This window comes from Streptomyces sp. NPDC055287 (assembly GCF_053646035.1).
Genome location: NZ_JBSHNE010000001.1, coordinates 485,828 through 502,780 on the forward strand (window position 1 = coordinate 485,828; position 16,953 = coordinate 502,780).

Below are 16,953 nucleotides of genomic sequence, written 5' to 3' on the forward strand. Positions count from 1 at the left end.
CACGTGCACAACCGGCCTTCGGTGCGGCTGGTCACCGGCAGCGGTTCTGTCGCCACCCGTGGACGCGCGGGCCGCGCCGGTGCTGAGGTGAGCGCCACCGAACGGCCCGAGGAAGGGGTGCCATGGCTGGCGCCGCATTGGAAATACGGGATCTGTCGGCGGGATACGGACCCGTGAGGGCGCTGCGACATGTGTCGCTCACGCTGCCCGAAGGGGCCGTGGTCGCCGTACTGGGCAGCAACGGAGCGGGCAAGTCCACGCTCCTGCGCGCCATCTCCCGCACGCTGTCGTTTCACGGCGGAGCGGTCACCGGGGGCACTGTCGCCTTCGGCGGCCTGCCGCTGACGGGCCTGACACCCGACCGGGTGGTGGCCGCCGGGCTGTGCCAAGTGCCGGAAGGACGTCAGGTGTTCGCCCGGATGACGGTCGCCGACAACCTGCGAGCCGGCGCTCTCGGTTCCACCGGCAACCGCGCCGCCCAGGCCACCGCTCTGCGCCGCGTCCACGAGCTGTTCCCGGTCCTGTCCGAACGCGCCGGGCAGCGCGCGGGGCTGCTCTCCGGCGGCGAGCAGCAGATGCTCGCCGTCGCCAGGGCTTTGATGGCCGGACCGAAACTGCTGCTGCTGGACGAGCCCTCACTCGGGCTCGCCCCGCTGATGGCGCAGCGGATCGCCGAGACGATCAGTGAGATCAACGCGCAGGGCACAGCCGTACTGCTCGTCGAGCAGAACGCGGCCATCGCACTGCGCCTCGCCTCCCACGCGTACGTCCTCGACGTGGGAGAGGTCGTGCTGTCGGGTCCCGCCGAAGAGCTCGCCGCCTCCGACGAGGTACGCCGCCGTTACCTGGGCGTCGTCGACGAGGAAGCCGCCGCCGACGCCTCCGGGGCCGTGGCGGCCCACCGCACCCTCAGCGTCTGGGAGGGGAGATGACCACCGAAGCGCCGGCCCTGGAGGTGCGGGACCTGACCGTACGGTTCGCGGGTCTGACCGCACTGGACGCGGTCGGTTTCACCGTACGGCCCGCGACCGTGCACGCCGTGATCGGACCCAACGGCGCGGGCAAGTCCACCTGTTTCAACGTCCTTTCGGGCGTCTACCGGGCCACCTCCGGAAGCGTCCGCTTCGGCGGTCAGGAGCTGACCGGCCTGCCGCCCCACCGCATCGCGGACCTGGGCATCGCCCGGACCTTCCAGAACCTCGCCCTGCCGCCCGGCGCCACCGTCGAGGACAGCCTGATGCTCGGCCGCCACCGGCTCACCCGCACCGGCTTCGTCGCCGCCGGGCTGAAACTGCCGTCCGCCGTACGGGAGGAGGCGAGGCACCGCGAACGCGTGCGGGAGATCGCCGCGTTCGTGGGACTCGAGGATCAACTCGCCCGCCCCGCAGGCACCCTGCCGTACGGACAGCAGAAACTCGCCGAGCTGGCCCGCGCCCTGTGCATGGAGCCCAAGCTGCTGCTCCTCGACGAGCCGGTCGCCGGCATGACCGCCGGTGAACGCCGGGACACCGCCGCCATCGTCGCCGGCGTACGGGACAGCCTCGGCATCTCCATCGTGCTCGTCGAGCACGACATGGGGGTGGTGATGCGCCTCGCCGACACCGTGACCGTCCTCGACTTCGGACGGCTGATCGCCGACGGAACGCCCGCCTCCGTCCAGTCCGACCCCGCCGTCGTCCGCGCCTACCTGGGAGAGGAGGCCACCTCATGACCACCTTCGCCGAGCTGCTCCTCAACGGGATCTCGATCGGTTCCGTCTACGCCCTGATCGCCCTCGGCTTCGTGGTGATCTTCCGCGCCACCGAGGTCGTCAACTTCGCCCACGCCTCGCTGCTCCTCGCCGGCGGCTACGTCACCGCCGTACTGCACGACGACATCGGCTTCTGGCCCGCCCTGCTCGCCGGCATCGGTGGGGCCGCCGTGGTCGGCGCCGGGGTCGAGTTCCTCGTGATGCGCCGCTACCGGGGCTCCAACCACAGCGTCCTGGCCATCGTCACCATCGGTGTCGACATCCTCCTCACCACCGAGCTGACGCGGCGCATCGGCACCGATGTGCTCGCCCTGGGCGACCCCTGGGGCGACGCGGTGCTCACCTTCGGCGGGGTGACCGTGGCACACACCCGGATCGCTGCGTTCGTCGCCGCCGGCCTGCTCATCACGGTCTTCCTGCTCGCCTTCCGCTTCACCTCCTGGGGCGTGGCGATGCGGGCCGCCGCCGAGAACTCCGAGACCGCCGCACTGATGGGCGTACGCCTCGGCAGGGTCTCCCTCGGCGCCTGGGCGGTGGCAGGCGGACTCGCCGCAGTCGCCGCGCTGTTCCTGACGGTCTTCCCGACGCCGGGTCTGGAGCGCTCCACATCACTGGCCGCGATGAAGGCGTTCCCCGCCGCGATCCTCGGCGGCCTCGACTCCACCACCGGCGCCCTCGTCGGAGGGTTCCTCGTCGGCATCACCGAATCACTGGCCACCGGCTACCAGAGCGATCTGACGTTCCTCGGGCGCGGGATCGGCGACCTGGCCCCGTACCTGGTGATGGTCGCCGTCCTGCTGGTCCGTCCGGCCGGACTCTTCGGCACGAAGGAGCTGGCCCGTGTCTGAACCGGCCAAGAGACCACGCCGCCTGCCGCGCACCGTCCCGCTGTGGACCGCCGGAGCGGTCCTGCTCCTCGCGCTGCCCTTCTACCTCGACCGGTTCTGGCTCCAGGCCGGCCTCTTCGCGATGGCGGCCGCCATCGGCGCCATCGGCCTCAACCTCCTCACCGGCGCCACCGGCCAGCTCTCCATGGGCCACGCCTTCTTCCTGGCGGTCGGCGCGTACGGCTACTGCGTCTTCGCCGGCGACTCCACCGGAACCCTCAGCGGCCTGAACCTCCCCAGCTGGCTCGCGGCGGTCCTCGCCGTGGCGCTCGCCGGAGTCGCGGGCGGCCTCTTCAGCCCCATCGCCGGACGCCTCCAGGGCGCGTACCTCGGCATCGCCACCCTCGCGCTGATCTTCATCGGCCAGCACGTCCTCTTCAACGCGCACGACCTGACCGGCGGCTTCAACGGCCGCGACGTGCCCCCGCTCAGCCTCTTCGGCCTCACCTTCGACGAGTCCGAGCTCCTGGTGGCCGCCGTGCCCTTCGGTTCCGCCGAGAAGCTCTGGTACGTCGCCCTGCTCGCCCTGGCCGGCTGCGCGCTCTTCGCCCGAGGTGTGCTGCGCGGGCGCCCCGGCCGGGCCATGAACGCCATCCGCGACCACCGCATCGCCGCGGGGGTCATGGGGGTGCCCGTGGCGCGCTACCGGGCGGGGGTGTTCGTTCTTTCCTCCATGTACGCGGGCCTGGCGGGAGTGCTGCTCGCGCTCGTCTTCCAGCGGACCGTGCCGGAGTACTTCGGCATGATCCTTTCCCTCGAATACCTGGCCATGATCGTCATCGGCGGTCTCGGCTCGGTCGCGGGAGCGGTGGTGGGGGCCGTTTTCGTCTCCCTGCTGCCCCAGCTCCTCACCCGGTACAGCGACGCCCTGCCCCTGGTCTCCGCCCCCGGTACGGGCGGGGTCGCGCCGGGCGAGGCGTCGCGGTACCTCTACGGCGCCGCCGTTGTCGCGGTGGTGCTCTTCCTGCCGGGCGGCCTCGTGCGGCCCGCTTTCCGGCGCAAGCCGACAACCTCAGAGGAGTGACCATGACCACGCGCAAGCAGGTCAACAGGACCACCGCCGCCACGCTCGCGGCTCTGCTCGCCCTGACCGCGGCCGGGTGCAGCTCGAAGGCGAAGGACGGCGGCAAGGACGGCGACAAGCCGGACGCCGGCGGGGTCAAGTCCGGGCAGGGCGTCACCGACAAGACGATCAAGCTCGGTGTGCTGACCGACATGACCGGCGTCTACGCCTCACTCGGCAAGAGCGTCACCCAGGCCCAGCAGCTCTACGCGAAGCAGACCAACGCCGACGGCGGCATCTGCGGCCGCGAGATCGAACTCGTGGTGCGCGACCACGGCTACGACCCGCAGAAGGCCGTCTCCGGCTACACCGAGCTGTCGCCGCAGGTCCTCGGCTTCGCCCAGTTCATCGGCTCGCCCTTCGTCGGCGCGGTCAAGCAGCGCATCGACGGGCAGGACAAGGGCCTCGTCATCCCGCAGGCCTGGTCCGCCTCGCTGCTGGGCAGCCCGTACATCCGGGTCATAGGCAACACGTACGACGTCGAGACCATCAACGCCATCGACTTCCTGACGAAGGACAAGGGCGTCAAGAAGGGCGACAAGATCGGTCACGTCTACTTCGAGGGCGACTACGGCGAGAACGCCCTGGCCGGGGCCGAGTACGCGGCCGGTAAGGCCGGGCTCACCGTCGTCGAGCAGAAGATCAAGCCGACCGACAACGACATGACGGCCCAGGTCGCAGCGCTCAAGAAGGCCGACGTCAAGGCGGTCGTGATCAGCGCCGGACCGCGTCAGGCGGCCTCGTTCGTGGGCGTCGCGGCAGCGGTCAAGCTCCAGGTACCGATCATCGGCAACAACTCGGCGTTCTCGCCGCAGCTGCTCGCCACCCAGGCCGGTCCCGCCCTGATGAAGAGCTACTACGTGGCCTCACCCACCGACCCCATCGGTACGGACAGCCCCGCCGCCGAGAAGCTCGTCGCCGACTACAAGGCGGCGTACCCGTCGGACGCGCTCGACAACGGTGTGGTGGCCGGCTGGACGGCGGCCTCGGTCTTCGGTGAGGCGCTGAAGAAGGCGTGTACGGCCAAGGACCTCACGCGGGAGGGTGTCGACAAGGCCCTGCTGACGATCAACGCGTACGACTCGGGCTTCGGCACCACCCATGACTTCACCGACCCGAAGGCGCCCTCCTCGCGTCAGACGGTCATCCTGAAGCCGGACAAGAAGGCGACCGGCGGTATGAAGGTGGTCCGCGAGGCCGAGGTGTCGGAGGCCGCCAAGAGCTTCACCGTGGGCGGCTGACGCCCCGGACGCACGAAACGACCGAGGGCCCCGGGGTTGTCCCCGGGGCCCTCGGTCGTACGTACGAAGATGCCTACGGCAGCTGAGCCGCGCGTGCCACGCGCCGGTTGTCGCGGAAGGTGTTCACCCGCCGCGCCGTCGCGAAGAGCGGGATGACCGCGCCCAGGACCACCTGGAGCGCGCAGCCGGTCGCGAGGAGTACCTGTCCGCCCGGGGCGTCGAACGCCCAGGCCGCCAGCAGCCCCATCGCGCCCACGATCCAGCCGAGCATGGCCACCGCGAGGACACCCCGCGGCTTCGGGTACTCGACGCGGCTCACCATCAGCCACGCGACGCCGATGATGGCGAGCAGCGTGGGGATGAAGGGGAGCTCGAGCAGCACGATCGAGACGACCGTCAGCGCGCCGAAGGGGCTCGGCATGCCCTGGAACATGCCGTCCTTCAGCGTCACGCAGGAGAATCTGGCGAGTCGCAGGACCACCGCCAGCAGCACCACGATCGCCGCCAGGGCGGAAACCCGCTGGTGGGCGTCGTCCGCGACCATTCCGTACACGAGTACGAAGTAGGCCGGGGCGAGCCCGAAGCTGATCAGGTCGGAGAGGTTGTCCAGCTCCGCGCCCATCGGCGAGCTGCGGAGCTTGCGCGCCACGAGCCCGTCGCAGAGGTCGAAGATGGCCGCCAGGAGCATCAGGATCACGGCGGTCGCGGCGCTGTGCCGCGCCATGCCGGTCTCCTGGCTGCCCTGGAGGTGCGGAATGAGGATTCCGGTGGTGGTGAAGTACACCGCCATGAACCCGCACGTCGCGTTACCGAGAGTGAGGGTGTCCGCTATTGACAGCCGCAGAGAGAGCGGCATGTCCTCGGCGTCGGTGTTCTCGTCCTCCGCCTCCGGCACCCAGCCGGCCTGAGTCTCCGGATCAGTCACGGTCAATTCGAGTCACCCCCGCGGTGGTGACCTGACCGACCTCGACATCGACCTCGACACCCTCCGGGAGGTAGATGTCGACGCGCGAGCCGAAGCGGATCAGACCGATGCGCTCGCCCTGCTCGACCTTCGTGCCCTGGGGGACGTACGGCACGATGCGGCGCGCGACGGCACCGGCGATCTGGATCATCTCGATGTCACCGAGCTCGGTGTCGAAGTGCCAGACAACGCGCTCGTTGTTCTCGCTCTCCTTGTTGAACGCCGGAACGAACCCGCCGGGGATGTGCTCGACCGACGTCACCGTGCCCGCGAGCGGGGCACGGTTGACGTGTACGTTCAGCGGGCTCATGAAGATCGCGACGCGGGTACGTCCGTCCTTCCACGGCATGATGCTCTGCACCACTCCGTCGGCCGGGGAGATGACCCGGCCCTGAGTGATCTCGCGCTCTGGGTCGCGGAAGAACCACAGCATGCCCGCCGCGAGCGCGGTGGTGGGCACGGCGACGGCAGCCCAGCGGCCGGACTTGCGGGCCCGGGCAAGGCTGATCGCCGCGGTGGCGACGGTCGGCAGAAGCCACGGCGATGCTCCGCGAGCAAGGCGTCCCTTGAGGAGGCCGTCGCGTGGTGCAGAGGTTTGGCTGTGGGGCATGGATGACCTTCGTAGCGGATGATGCCGCGCTGGCAACAGGGGGACGGCGGCTTTCCGGCGATGGTAGCGGTTGCGGGCCGCAACTGGGCAAGCCAGAAGCCGAGTCGACGGCCTGAAGACGATGACAGGGTGTGATCTTTTTCGCGGTCATTTCCCCACGAAAGGGGTAATCAGCCCTGGAACCGGTACTCTTCGAGGAGTCGCCGACCAATGATCATTTTCTGGATCTCGGCGGTACCTTCACCGATGAGCAGCATCGGCGCCTCACGGTAGAGACGCTCGATCTCGTACTCCTTCGAGAACCCGTAGCCGCCATGGATACGGAAGGCGTCCTCGACGACTTCCTTGCAGTATTCGGAGGCGAGGTACTTCGCCATCCCTGCCTCTAGGTCGTTTCGTTCCCCGGAGTCCTTTTTGCGTGCTGCATTCACCATCATCGCATGGGCGGCCTCGACCTTGGTAGCCATGTCGGCCAGCTTGAACTGAATGGCCTGATGCTGGGCGATCGGCTTTCCGAAAGTGTGACGTTGCTGGGCATACGAGACGCCGAGTTCGAATGCACGCTGCGCCACACCACAACCACGCGCGGCCACATTGACGCGGCCGACCTCGACGCCGTCCATCATTTGGTAAAACCCTCGGCCGGTTGTCCCACCGAGTACACGATTGGCCGGAATGCGCAGTCCGTCCATGATCAGTTCGGTGGTGTCGACGCCCTTGTAGCCCATCTTGTCGATCTTCCCGGGGATGGTCAGGCCCGGACGCACCTCGCCGAAGCCGGGCTCCTTCTCCACCAGGAAGGTCGTCATCTGCTTGTGCGGGGCCGTGCCCTCCGGGAGACCCTCGTCACTGCGGCACAGGACGGCGACGAGCGTGGACGAGCCGCCGTTCGTCAGCCACATCTTCTGGCCGTTGAGAACGTACTCGTCGCCGTCCTTCACGCCCTTGGACGTGATCGCCGACACGTCGGAACCGAGCGCCGGCTCCGACATCGAGAACGCGCCACGGACCTCGCCCAGCGCCATGCGCGGCAGGAACGTGTCCTTCTGCTCCTGCGTGCCGTGCTGCTTGAGCATGTACGCCACGATGAAGTGCGTGTTGATGATCCCGGAGACGCTCATCCAGCCACGAGCTATCTCTTCGACACACAGCGCGTACGTGAGAAGGGACTCACCCAGGCCCCCGTACTCCTCGGGGATCATCAGCCCGAACAGGCCGAGCTCCTTGAGTCCCTCGACGATCTCCGTCGGGTACTCGTCACGGTGCTCCAGCTCGGTCGCGACAGGGATGATCTCCTTGTCGACGAAGTTCCTGACAGTGGCCAGGATTTCCTGCTGGATGTCGGTCAGACCGGCGGTCTGGGCGAGACGGGCCATGATTACTTCCCCTGCGTCTTCGGCTCCGGGCGGCCGGGCTGCTCGCCGCCGCGCTCCTTGATGTACGTCTCGGTCGGGACCATCACCTTGCGCCGGAACACGCAGACTACGGTGCCGTCCTGCTTGTAGCCCTTCGTCTCGACGTAGACGATGCCGCGGTCGCTCTTGGACTTCGACGGCGTCTTGTCGAGGACGGTCGTCTCGCCGTAGATCGTGTCGCCGTGGAAGGTCGGCGCGATGTGCTTGAGCGACTCGACCTCCAGGTTCGCGATGGCCTTTCCGGAGACGTCGGGGACCGACATGCCGAGCAGCAGCGAGTAGATGTAGTTGCCGACGACGACGTTCTTGCCGAAGTCGGTCGTCTTCTCGGCGTAGTTGCTGTCCATGTGCAGCGGGTGGTGGTTCATGGTCAGCAGGCAGAAGAGGTGGTCGTCGTACTCCGTGACCGTCTTTCCTGGCCAGTGCTTGTAGACCGCGCCGACCTCGAACTCCTCGTAAGTGCGTCCGAACTGCATGATCAGGCCTCCGGGGCTTCGAACTTGGAGGTGCGCTGCATGCCGGCCGCGCGTCCCTTGCCGGAGATGACGAGCGCCATCTTGCGGCTGGCCTCGTCGATCATCTCGTCGCCGAGCATCGCGGAGCCCTTCTTGCCGCCCGCCTCGGACGTGCACCACTCGTAGGCGTCGAGAATCATCTCCGCGTGGTCGTAGTCCTCCTGCGAGGGCGAGAAGACCTCGTTGGCGGCGTCGACCTGGCCGGGGTGCAGCACCCACTTGCCGTCGAAGCCCAGTGCCGCCGCACGGCCCGCGACCTCGCGGTACGCGTCCACGTCGCGGATCTGGAGGAAGGGGCCGTCGATCGCCTGGAGGTCGTGCGTACGGGCGGCCATCAGGATGCGCATCAGGATGTAGTGGTACGCGTCGGCGCCGTAGCCGGGCGGCTGCATGCCGACGACCAGCGTCTTCATGTTGATCGACGCCATGAAGTCGGCCGGGCCGAAGATGATCGTCTCAAGTCGCGGCGAGGCGGCCGCGATCTCGTCGACGTTCACCAGGCCCTTCGCGTTCTCGATCTGCGCCTCTATGCCGATCTTGCCGACCTCGAAGCCCATCGTCTTCTCGATCTGGGTGAGCAGGAGGTCGAGCGCGACGACCTGCTGGGCGTCCTGCACCTTCGGCAGCATGATGCAGTCGAGGTTCGGGCCCGCGCCCTCGACGACCGTGATGACATCGCGGTACGTCCAGTGCGTCGTCCAGTCGTTGACCCGCACGACCCGGGTCTTGCCCGTCCAGTCACCGTTGTTCAGCGCGTCGACGATGGTGTGCCGGGCGCCCTCCTTGGCGAGCGGCGCGCACGCGTCCTCCAGGTCCAGGAAGACCTGGTCGGCCGGCAGGCCCTGGGCCTTCTCCAGGAAGCGCGGGTTCGAGCCGGGAACGGCGAGACAGGAGCGGCGCGGGCGCAGCCGGTTGACGGCAGGCGTGGGCGTGGTCATGCGGGGACCTCCAGAGGGTCGAGCTTGTTCGCTTTCCGGATCTCGTCGACGATACGGCCGATGATCTCCGTGATACCGAAGTCCTTAGGGGTGAAAACTGCGGCCACTCCGGCAGCCCGCAGATCCTCGGCGTCCGCCGGGGGAATGATCCCGCCCGCGATCACCGGGATGTCGGCGGCACCGGCCTCCCGAAGCCGTACCAGCACGTCCGGTACCAGTTCGGCGTGCGAGCCGGACAGGATGGACAGGCCCACGCAGTGCACGTCCTCGGCGAGGGCGGCGCTCACGATCTGCTCCGGCGTCAGCCTGATGCCCTGGTAGACCACCTCGAAGCCCGCGTCGCGCGCGCGTACGGCGATCTGCTCGGCGCCGTTCGAGTGCCCGTCCAGGCCGGGCTTGCCGACCAGCAGGCGCAGCCGTCCCGAGCCGAGATCCTCGGCCGTACGGGCGACCTTCTCCCGTACGTACGCGAGCGGGGTGCCCGCCTCGGCCGTGACCGCGACCGGGGCGCTGCTCACACCCGTCGGCGCGCGGAACTCGCCGAAGACGTCCCGCAGCGCCCAGGACCATTCGCCGGTGGTGACGCCCGCGCGGGCGCACTCGACGGTGGCGGCCATCAGGTTCTCGGTGCCCGCGGCGGCCTTCTTGAGGGCCGCCAGGGCCTCGGAGGCGCGGGTCTCGTCGCGGTTGTCGCGCCACTCGTGGAGCTTGGCGACGACGCGGGCCTCGTTGGCCGGGTCGACCGTCATGATCGCGCCGTCCAGGTCCGCTGTGAGCGGGCTGGGGGCGGTCGACTCGTAGCAGTTGACGCCGACGATCTTCTCCTCGCCCGACTCGATGCGGGCGCGGCGCTCGGCGTGCGAGGAGACCAGCTGCGACTTGAGGTAGCCGGACTCGACGGCGGCCATCGCGCCGCCCATCTCCGCGATGCGGTCCATCTCCGCGAAGGACTCGGCGACCAGCGCCTCCACCTTGGCCTCGATGACGTGCGACCCCGCGAAGATGTCCTCGTACTCCAGCAGGTCGCTCTCCAGGGCGAGCACCTGCTGGATGCGCAGCGACCACTGCTGGTCCCAGGGCCGGGGCAGGCCCAGCGCCTCGTTCCAGGCGGGCAGCTGCACGGCGCGGGCGCGGGCGTCCTTGGAGAGGGTGACGGCCAGCATTTCGAGGACGATGCGCTGGACGTTGTTCTCCGGCTGCGCCTCGGTGAGGCCCAGCGAGTTGACCTGCACGCCGTAGCGGAAGCGGCGCTGCTTGTCGTTCTCGATGCCGTAGCGCTCGCGGGTCACCTTGTCCCAGATGCGGCCGAAGGCGCGCATCTTGCACATCTCCTCGACGAAGCGGACGCCCGCGTTGACGAAGAAGGAGATACGGGCGACGACGTCCCCGAACTTCTCCGCCGGCACCTGACCGCTGTCCCGTACGGCGTCGAGGACGGCGATGGCCGTGCTCATCGCGTACGCGATCTCCTGGACCGGCGTGGCGCCGGCTTCCTGGAGGTGGTAGCTGCAGATGTTGATCGGGTTCCACTTGGGGATGTGGTTCACCGTGTAGGTGATCATGTCCGTCGTCAGGCGCAGGCTGGGCACCGGCGGGAAGACGTGCGTCCCGCGCGACAGGTACTCCTTGACGATGTCGTTCTGCGTCGTCCCCTGGAGCTTGGTGACGTCGGCGCCCTGCTCCTCCGCGACCACCTGGTACATCGCCAGCAGCCACATGGCGGTGGCGTTGATGGTCATCGAGGTGTTCATCTGCTCCAGGGGGATGTCCTGGAACAGCCGCCGCATGTCACCGAGATGCGACACCGGGACCCCGACCCGGCCCACCTCGCCGCGGGCAAGGATGTGGTCGGGGTCGTAGCCGGTCTGCGTCGGAAGGTCGAACGCGACCGACAGGCCGGTCTGGCCCTTGGCGAGGTTGTTGCGGTACAGCTCGTTGGACGCCTCGGCGGTCGAGTGACCGGCGTACGTCCGCATGAGCCAGGGCCGGTCCTTCCGACGCTCACTCATCAGATGTTCCGGAAGCGGTTGATCGCGTCGATGTGCTGCTCGCGCAGCTCGTGGTTGCGGACGCCGAGGCCCTCGCGCGGTGCCAGCGCCAGCACGCCGACCTTGCCCTGGTGCAGGTTGCGGTGGACGTCGTACGCGGCCTGGCCGGTGTCCTCCAGCGAGTACACCTTCGACAGCGTCGGGTGGATCTTGCCCTTGGCGACCAGGCGGTTCGCCTCCCACGCCTCGCGGTAGTTGGCGAAGTGCGAGCCGACGATCCGCTTCAGCGACATCCACAGGTAGCGGTTGTCGTACTCGTGGTTGTAGCCGGAGGTCGATGCGCAGGTGACGATCGTCCCGCCCTTGCGCGTCACGTACACGCTCGCGCCGAAGGTCTCGCGGCCGGGGTGCTCGAAGACGATGTCGACGTCCTCGCCGCCGGTCAGCTCACGGATGCGCTTGCCGAAGCGCTTCCACTCGCGCGGGTCCTGGTTGTGCTCGTCCTTCCAGAACTTGTAGCCCTCGGCGCTGCGGTCGATGATCGCCTCGGCGCCCATCGCGCGGCAGATGTCCGCCTTCTGGTCGCTGGAGACGACACAGATGGGGTTGGCGCCACCGGCCAGCGCGAACTGGGTGGCGTACGAACCGAGTCCGCCGCTCGCGCCCCAGATCAGCACGTTGTCGCCCTGCTTCATGCCGGCGCCGTTGCGGGAGACGAGCTGGCGGTACGCCGTCGAGTTGACCAGGCCGGGGGCCGCCGCCTCCTCCCAGCTGAGGTGGTCGGGCTTGGGCATCAGCTGGTTGGACTTGACGAGGGCGATCTCGGCGAGACCGCCGAAGTTCGTCTCGAAGCCCCAGATGCGCTGCTCGGGGTCGAGCATCGTGTCGTTGTGGCCGTCCGAGGACTCCAGCTCGACGGACAGGCAGTGCGCGACGACCTCGTCGCCGGGCTTCCAGGCGTTCACGCCGGGGCCGGTGCGCAGGACGACGCCCGCGAGGTCGGAACCGATGACGTGGTACGGGAGGTCGTGGCGCTTGCTCAGGTCGCTGAGCTTGCCGTACCGCTCCAGGAAGCCGAAGGTCGAGACGGGCTCGAAGATCGAGGTCCACACGGAGTTGTAGTTGACCGAGCTGGCCATGACCGCCACCAGGGCCTCGCCCGGGCCGAGCTCGGGCACCGGCACGTCCTCGACGTGGAGGGACTTGCGGGGGTCCTTGTCGCGGCTGGCGACGCCGGCGAACATCTCGGCCTCGTCCTTGTGCACGGTCACCGCGCGGTACGACTCGGGGATGGACAGGGCGGCGATGTCTGCGGCCGTACTGTCCTGCGACTGGATCGCGTCCAGGATTTCCTTCACGGGGGGCCTCCGGCGAAGCGCGTTTTTGAGGGGGAACGTCGGGGTGCTGCTGGTGGAGGTGTGCCGTCGGTTCGGCGGTGGTGCGGGTTTTCGGCAGCGCGGGTAGCGCGGGAGGTTGCCTGTGACGCAGGCGCCCGGGCGCACAAACACGTGGGTTTGCGGGGACAGCCGGCGTACGAAAGATCACTGCACGCCGGCCGCCCGGACACCATCAACGTATGACACCCCGTGCCACGTGACAAGACACTGAGTGCCAACAATTTCTCTCACTTGTCACCTCGCCGTCACGTATGAGCGATGATCGATCGATTGCCCTTCATCAGAGCACGCAAAGACGCCGCTCGCCTCCCGGAAATCCGGGGGACGAACGGCGTCGGAGGCAGGCGGGAACGCGGCCGGGTCAGGTCTGCTTCAGTGCTCGCTCGATGGTGCGCATGACCTCGTCCAGAGGCGCGTCGGTGCGGGCCACCGTCACCAGCACGTCGCCGCTCACGGAGGCCGAGGCGGCGGATGTGGCCCCGGCTGCCGGCTTCCGGCGGTCCTGGGAGCGGCCCGCTCCTATCCCGGTACCGAAGGTGTCGCGGACGATCGAGAAGGCGTGGTCCAGCTGCGCCTCCACGTCGCCCTGGCCGCCCGCCCGCAGCCAGCGGCGCAGTACGTGGTTGTGCGCGGTGACGACGGCCGAGGCGGCCACCTCCGCCAGCAGCGGATCGTCGTTGTCGTCGTGGTGGTCGTGCTCGTCGAAGTGGCCCAGCAGATAGCGCGTGAACAGCCGCTCGTACCGGGCCACCGAGGCGATCTCCGCCTCCCGGAGCGTGGGCACCTCGCGGGTGAGCTTGTAGCGGGCCACGGAGACCGCGGGGGAGGCCGCGTACATCCGCATGACTTCCTTGATGCCCCGGCAGACCGTGTCCAGCGGATGCTCGTGCGGCGACGCGGCGTTGAGCACCGCCTCCGCGCGCACGAGGGTGTCGTCGTGGTCCGGGAAGATCGCCTCTTCCTTGGAACGGAAGTGCCGGAAGAAGGTCCGGCGCGCGACCCCGCCCGCGGCGGCGATCTCGTCGACCGTCGTCGCCTCGTACCCCTTCGTCGCGAACAGCTCCATCGCCGCGGCCGACAGTTCACGGCGCATCTTGAGCCGCTGGGCGGCCGCCCGGCTGCCCGCGGCGCTTTCGGGGGCGTCGGACGCGGAACTCGTACGGGACGGACGTCGGGGGGAGTCAGCGGGCTGGGACATGCCCCGAACGTACTGCATCTGCGCAGGAGAGCGCGCCTGTGGGTGCGGGCTGCCGTCCGGCTCCAGCAGCCCGCCCCATCCGGTCACACCCTCCTGCTCAGCGCCCGGCATACTCCCGGAAGCCGCGCCCCGTCTTGCGGCCGAGACACCCCGCGGCCACCAGGTGCTCGAGCAACGGGGCCGGGGCCAGGCCCGGGTCGCGGAACTCGCTGTGCAGAACCTTCTGGATGGCGAGGGAGACGTCCAGGCCGACCACGTCGAGGAGCTCGAAGGGGCCCATCGGGTAGCCGCCGCCCAGCTTCATCGCGGCGTCGATGTCGTTCAGCGTCGCGTAGTGCTGCTCGACCATCTTGACCGCGTTGTTCAGGTACGGGAAGAGCAGCGCGTTCACGATGAAGCCGGCCCGGTCGCCGCAGTCCACGGGGTGCTTGCGAATCTTCGCGCACACCTCACGGACGGTCGTGTGGACCGCGTCCGAGGTGAGGACGGTACGGACGACCTCGACCAGCTTCATCGCGGGCGCCGGGTTGAAGAAGTGCATGCCGATGACGTCCTGCGGGCGCGAGGTCGCGCGGGCGCAGGCGACGACGGGCAGCGAGGACGTGGTCGTGGCGAGCACCGCGCCCGGCTTGCAGACCTTGTCGAGCGTCGCGAAGAGCTGCTGCTTGACCTCCAGGTCCTCCGCGACCGCCTCGACCGCCAGGTCGACGTCGGAGAACGCGTCGAGCGAGCCGGCCGGAGTGACCCGGCCCAGCGTCTCGTCGCGCGCCTCGGCCGTCATCCGGCCCTTGTCGACGGAGCGGGCGAGGGACTTGGCGATACGGGCCTTCGCCTTCTCCGCCTTCTCCTGGCTCCGGGCCGCGAGCACCACGTCGTAACCGGCCTTCGCGAAGACCTCCGCGATGCCGGACGCCATGGTCCCGGACCCGGCGACACCGACCGACCGCACCGGGCGGCCGGGGGTGGGGTCGGCGGACTCCAGCGGGGTGAGCGCGTCGCGCACCACGGTCTGGCTGCCGGCCGCCTCGTACGTGTAGAAGCCGCGGCCCGACTTGCGGCCGCTCAGCCCCGCCTCGCTGAGCTGCTTCAGGATGGGGGCCGGGGCGTGCAGCCGGTCGTGGGACTCGGCGTACATCGCGTCCAGGACCGTGCGGGCCGTGTCGATGCCGATCAGGTCGAGCAGGGCGAGCGGGCCCATCGGGAGGCCGCAGCCCAGCTTCATGGCGGCGTCGATGTCCTCGCGGGAGGCGTAGTTGGCCTCGTACATGGCGGCGGCCTGGTTGAGGTAGCCGAAGAGCAGTCCGTCGGCGACGAAACCGGGCCGGTCGCCGACCGCGACCGGCTCCTTGCCCAGGTCGCGGGCGAGCGCGGTGACGGCCTCGACGGCATGCGGGGCGGTGAGCACCGAGGAGACGATCTCGACCAGCTTCATCGCGGGCGCCGGGTTGAAGAAGTGCATGCCGAGCACGCGCTCGGGGTGCGCGGAGTCGGCGGCCAGGCGGGTCACGGACAGCGCGTTCGTGCCCGTCGCCAGGATCGTGGTGGGGCGCACGATGGAGTCCAGAGCGCGGAAAACCTGCTGCTTGGCCTCGTACGACTCGTGCACGACCTCGATCACGAGATCGGCGTCCGCGGCCGCCTGGAGGTCGGAGAAGGTACGGAACCGGGCGAGGGCGTCGCGACGCTCCTCGTCGGTGATCCGGCCGCGCTCCACCGCGCGGGCGGTGGAGGCCTCGAGGGAGGAGACGGCCAGCCGGCCGGCCTCTTCGCTGATGTCGATGCCGATGACTTCACGGCCGGCGCGGGCCAGGATCTCGGCGATGCCGGTGCCCATGGTGCCGAGGCCGACGACGGCGACGGTACTGAGAGGGGTGTCCATCACGGGACTCCAGGGGTGAGTGACGACTGAGGGGCACACGCACCGCGCCGTGGGTACGCCAAGGGGCGCACGGCGTAGGAAAGTTGCGTGCGGAGGTGCGCGGAGTGCGCGGCAGGTCGAGCTGCGGGGCCGACGGACTCTGTCCCGGAGTCACGTCGCGGAAAAACACCGAACCGACAAAACACTCTGGGCGGCTGCGTCACCAGGCCGCCATGAGGTGATCAATCAGCGGGGGGTGGCCCGCTCACTTGAGAGTAACCGGCGAGTAACGAGCGCGCCAGACCTGGCGGGATGTGATCTAGGACGCCTGTGCGCTGCATACGCTTTGCGGCATGGACGAGGAGCTGCGGTCGCTCGCCGACCGGGTACGGCGTGAGGCGGGGGCCGGGCCGGGTGGTCCGGCGGTGTACGAGCGGCTGCTCGCCACCGAGGACCCGGACGAACTGGCCCGGGTACTGACAGAGACGGAACGGCCGTTGTGGGCCCGCGAGACGGCCGCCTTCCGCCTCGGCTGCGCGGGCGACCGGCGGGCCTTCGAGACGCTGGTGCTGCTTCTCAACCACCGTGACCCGGCACGGTGCGTCAGCGCCGCGTACGCGCTGGCTCGCCTCGGCGACCCGCGAACCGCCCGCGCGGCCGCCGCGCTCGCCACGAACTCACTGCGTACCGCGTACGCGCTGCATCCGGTGCGGTTGCTCACCGAGCTCCGGGCCCCGGAAACCGTGCCGGCGCTGATCACCACGCTGCGCGGCCTGCTGGCCCCGGCCAACCCGCACTGGCGGGTGGCGCTCGCCTGCGTCGAGGGGCTGGGGCAGCTGCGGGACGCGCGGGCGCGGCCGGTCCTGGAGGCGGCGCTGCATCACCCGCGCCTGGGCGCCGCCGCGTCCGCCGCGCTCAGCCGCCTCGCGTAACGCGTCTCGGTGACGGCGCGCATGCCGAACGGCTCCTTGGCGCCGTGGGGCGTGGGGCGTGGGGCGTGGGGCGTGGGGCGTGGGGCCGCACTCTAGCCAGGCGTGAGGTGGCGGAGCAGTCGGACGTAGGGGCTCCAGCGGGCCGGGCGGGTGACCGTGCCGGTCAGGGCGGCCTCGGCGCGGTCGGGCTGTCTTCG

Annotated in this window: 15 protein-coding genes; 6 read left to right on the top strand and 9 right to left on the bottom strand. The window is 69.4% G+C overall.

What is annotated here, in order from left to right; translation table 11 throughout:
* Positions 1–122: 122 nt before the first annotated feature.
* Genes ACWIHY_RS02115 through ACWIHY_RS02135 form a run of 5 tightly spaced genes read left to right on the top strand, consistent with a single transcriptional unit; the run spans position 123 to position 4,941 of the window.
* Entirely contained in the window at positions 123–932 is an 810-nt protein-coding gene (locus ACWIHY_RS02115; RefSeq protein ID WP_454373619.1) for an ABC transporter ATP-binding protein, read from the top strand.
* Entirely contained in the window at positions 929–1,711 is a 783-nt protein-coding gene (locus tag ACWIHY_RS02120; protein ID WP_454373620.1) for an ABC transporter ATP-binding protein, read from the top strand. The genes ACWIHY_RS02115 and ACWIHY_RS02120 overlap by 4 nt, the downstream gene beginning before the upstream one ends.
* Positions 1,708–2,598, top strand: a complete 891-nt coding sequence (locus ACWIHY_RS02125) for a branched-chain amino acid ABC transporter permease (protein ID WP_454373621.1) — start codon at positions 1,708–1,710, stop codon at positions 2,596–2,598. The genes ACWIHY_RS02120 and ACWIHY_RS02125 overlap by 4 nt, the downstream gene beginning before the upstream one ends.
* Entirely contained in the window at positions 2,591–3,661 is a 1,071-nt protein-coding gene (locus tag ACWIHY_RS02130; protein WP_454373623.1) for a branched-chain amino acid ABC transporter permease, read from the top strand. The genes ACWIHY_RS02125 and ACWIHY_RS02130 overlap by 8 nt, the downstream gene beginning before the upstream one ends.
* Before the next feature lie 2 nt (positions 3,662–3,663).
* The gene (locus ACWIHY_RS02135; RefSeq protein ID WP_454373624.1) at positions 3,664–4,941 is read left to right on the top strand and encodes an ABC transporter substrate-binding protein; all 1,278 of its coding nucleotides are present in this window, start codon (positions 3,664–3,666) and stop codon (positions 4,939–4,941) included.
* 73 nt (positions 4,942–5,014) lie between these two features.
* Here ACWIHY_RS02135 and pssA read toward each other — a convergent pair whose 3' ends face one another.
* The 9 genes from pssA to ACWIHY_RS02180 all read right to left on the bottom strand — a co-directional run bounded on the left by pssA (position 5,015) and on the right by ACWIHY_RS02180 (position 15,845).
* Positions 5,015–5,836: a CDP-diacylglycerol--serine O-phosphatidyltransferase gene (gene pssA / locus ACWIHY_RS02140; RefSeq protein WP_454373864.1), complete on the bottom strand. Its 822-nt coding sequence runs from the start codon at positions 5,834–5,836 to the stop codon at positions 5,015–5,017.
* A 22-nt stretch (positions 5,837–5,858) separates the two neighbouring features.
* A complete protein-coding gene (locus ACWIHY_RS02145; protein WP_069926179.1) occupies positions 5,859–6,515 on the bottom strand; it encodes a phosphatidylserine decarboxylase in 657 nt (218 codons plus the stop codon).
* 170 nt (positions 6,516–6,685) lie between these two features.
* Positions 6,686–7,891 carry an acyl-CoA dehydrogenase family protein gene (locus ACWIHY_RS02150; RefSeq protein ID WP_069926178.1) on the bottom strand — a complete coding sequence of 402 codons (1,206 nt, stop codon included), beginning with the start codon at positions 7,889–7,891 and terminating at the stop codon, positions 6,686–6,688.
* Between the two features lie 2 nt (positions 7,892–7,893).
* Complete coding sequence (locus tag ACWIHY_RS02155) at positions 7,894–8,406, bottom strand: MaoC family dehydratase (protein ID WP_454373625.1); 513 nt, start codon at positions 8,404–8,406, stop codon at positions 7,894–7,896.
* 2 nt (positions 8,407–8,408) lie between these two features.
* The gene (locus ACWIHY_RS02160) at positions 8,409–9,383 is read right to left on the bottom strand and encodes an HpcH/HpaI aldolase/citrate lyase family protein (RefSeq protein ID WP_454373626.1); all 975 of its coding nucleotides are present in this window, start codon (positions 9,381–9,383) and stop codon (positions 8,409–8,411) included.
* Positions 9,380–11,392: a protein meaA gene (locus ACWIHY_RS02165; protein ID WP_454373627.1), complete on the bottom strand. Its 2,013-nt coding sequence runs from the start codon at positions 11,390–11,392 to the stop codon at positions 9,380–9,382. The genes ACWIHY_RS02160 and ACWIHY_RS02165 overlap by 4 nt, the downstream gene beginning before the upstream one ends.
* The gene (gene ccrA / locus ACWIHY_RS02170; RefSeq protein ID WP_454373628.1) at positions 11,392–12,729 is read right to left on the bottom strand and encodes a crotonyl-CoA carboxylase/reductase; all 1,338 of its coding nucleotides are present in this window, start codon (positions 12,727–12,729) and stop codon (positions 11,392–11,394) included. Before ccrA ends, ACWIHY_RS02165 begins: the two co-directional genes overlap by 1 nt.
* 400 nt (positions 12,730–13,129) lie before the next feature.
* Positions 13,130–13,984 (bottom strand): TetR family transcriptional regulator, encoded by an 855-nt coding sequence (locus ACWIHY_RS02175; RefSeq protein ID WP_454373865.1) that lies wholly within the window; start codon positions 13,982–13,984, stop codon positions 13,130–13,132.
* Positions 13,985–14,063: 79 nt separating this feature from the next.
* Positions 14,064–15,845, bottom strand: coding sequence for a 3-hydroxyacyl-CoA dehydrogenase family protein (locus tag ACWIHY_RS02180; protein WP_454373629.1), 1,782 nt, complete (start codon positions 15,843–15,845; stop codon positions 14,064–14,066).
* A gap of 332 nt (positions 15,846–16,177) precedes the next feature.
* On the opposite strand from ACWIHY_RS02180, the gene ACWIHY_RS02185 reads away from it, so the two are divergent.
* A complete protein-coding gene (locus tag ACWIHY_RS02185) occupies positions 16,178–16,756 on the top strand; it encodes an adenylosuccinate lyase (RefSeq protein WP_454373630.1) in 579 nt (192 codons plus the stop codon).
* Positions 16,757–16,953: the final 197 nt, after the last annotated feature.

Coding starts and splice junctions, on each gene's coding strand:
- ACWIHY_RS02120 (WP_454373620.1), top strand. CDS start 929: ATGACCACCGAAGCGCCGGCCCTGGAGGTGCGGGACCTGACCGTACGG.
- ACWIHY_RS02145 (WP_069926179.1), bottom strand. CDS start 6,515: ATGCCCCACAGCCAAACCTCTGCACCACGCGACGGCCTCCTCAAGGGA.
- ACWIHY_RS02150 (WP_069926178.1), bottom strand. CDS start 7,891: ATGGCCCGTCTCGCCCAGACCGCCGGTCTGACCGACATCCAGCAGGAA.
- ACWIHY_RS02185 (WP_454373630.1), top strand. CDS start 16,178: ATGGACGAGGAGCTGCGGTCGCTCGCCGACCGGGTACGGCGTGAGGCG.
- ACWIHY_RS02115 (WP_454373619.1), top strand. CDS start 123: ATGGCTGGCGCCGCATTGGAAATACGGGATCTGTCGGCGGGATACGGA.
- ACWIHY_RS02180 (WP_454373629.1), bottom strand. CDS start 15,845: ATGGACACCCCTCTCAGTACCGTCGCCGTCGTCGGCCTCGGCACCATG.
- ACWIHY_RS02155 (WP_454373625.1), bottom strand. CDS start 8,406: ATGCAGTTCGGACGCACTTACGAGGAGTTCGAGGTCGGCGCGGTCTAC.
- ACWIHY_RS02175 (WP_454373865.1), bottom strand. CDS start 13,984: ATGCAGTACGTTCGGGGCATGTCCCAGCCCGCTGACTCCCCCCGACGT.
- ACWIHY_RS02135 (WP_454373624.1), top strand. CDS start 3,664: ATGACCACGCGCAAGCAGGTCAACAGGACCACCGCCGCCACGCTCGCG.
- ACWIHY_RS02160 (WP_454373626.1), bottom strand. CDS start 9,383: ATGACCACGCCCACGCCTGCCGTCAACCGGCTGCGCCCGCGCCGCTCC.
- ACWIHY_RS02125 (WP_454373621.1), top strand. CDS start 1,708: ATGACCACCTTCGCCGAGCTGCTCCTCAACGGGATCTCGATCGGTTCC.
- ACWIHY_RS02165 (WP_454373627.1), bottom strand. CDS start 11,392: ATGAGTGAGCGTCGGAAGGACCGGCCCTGGCTCATGCGGACGTACGCC.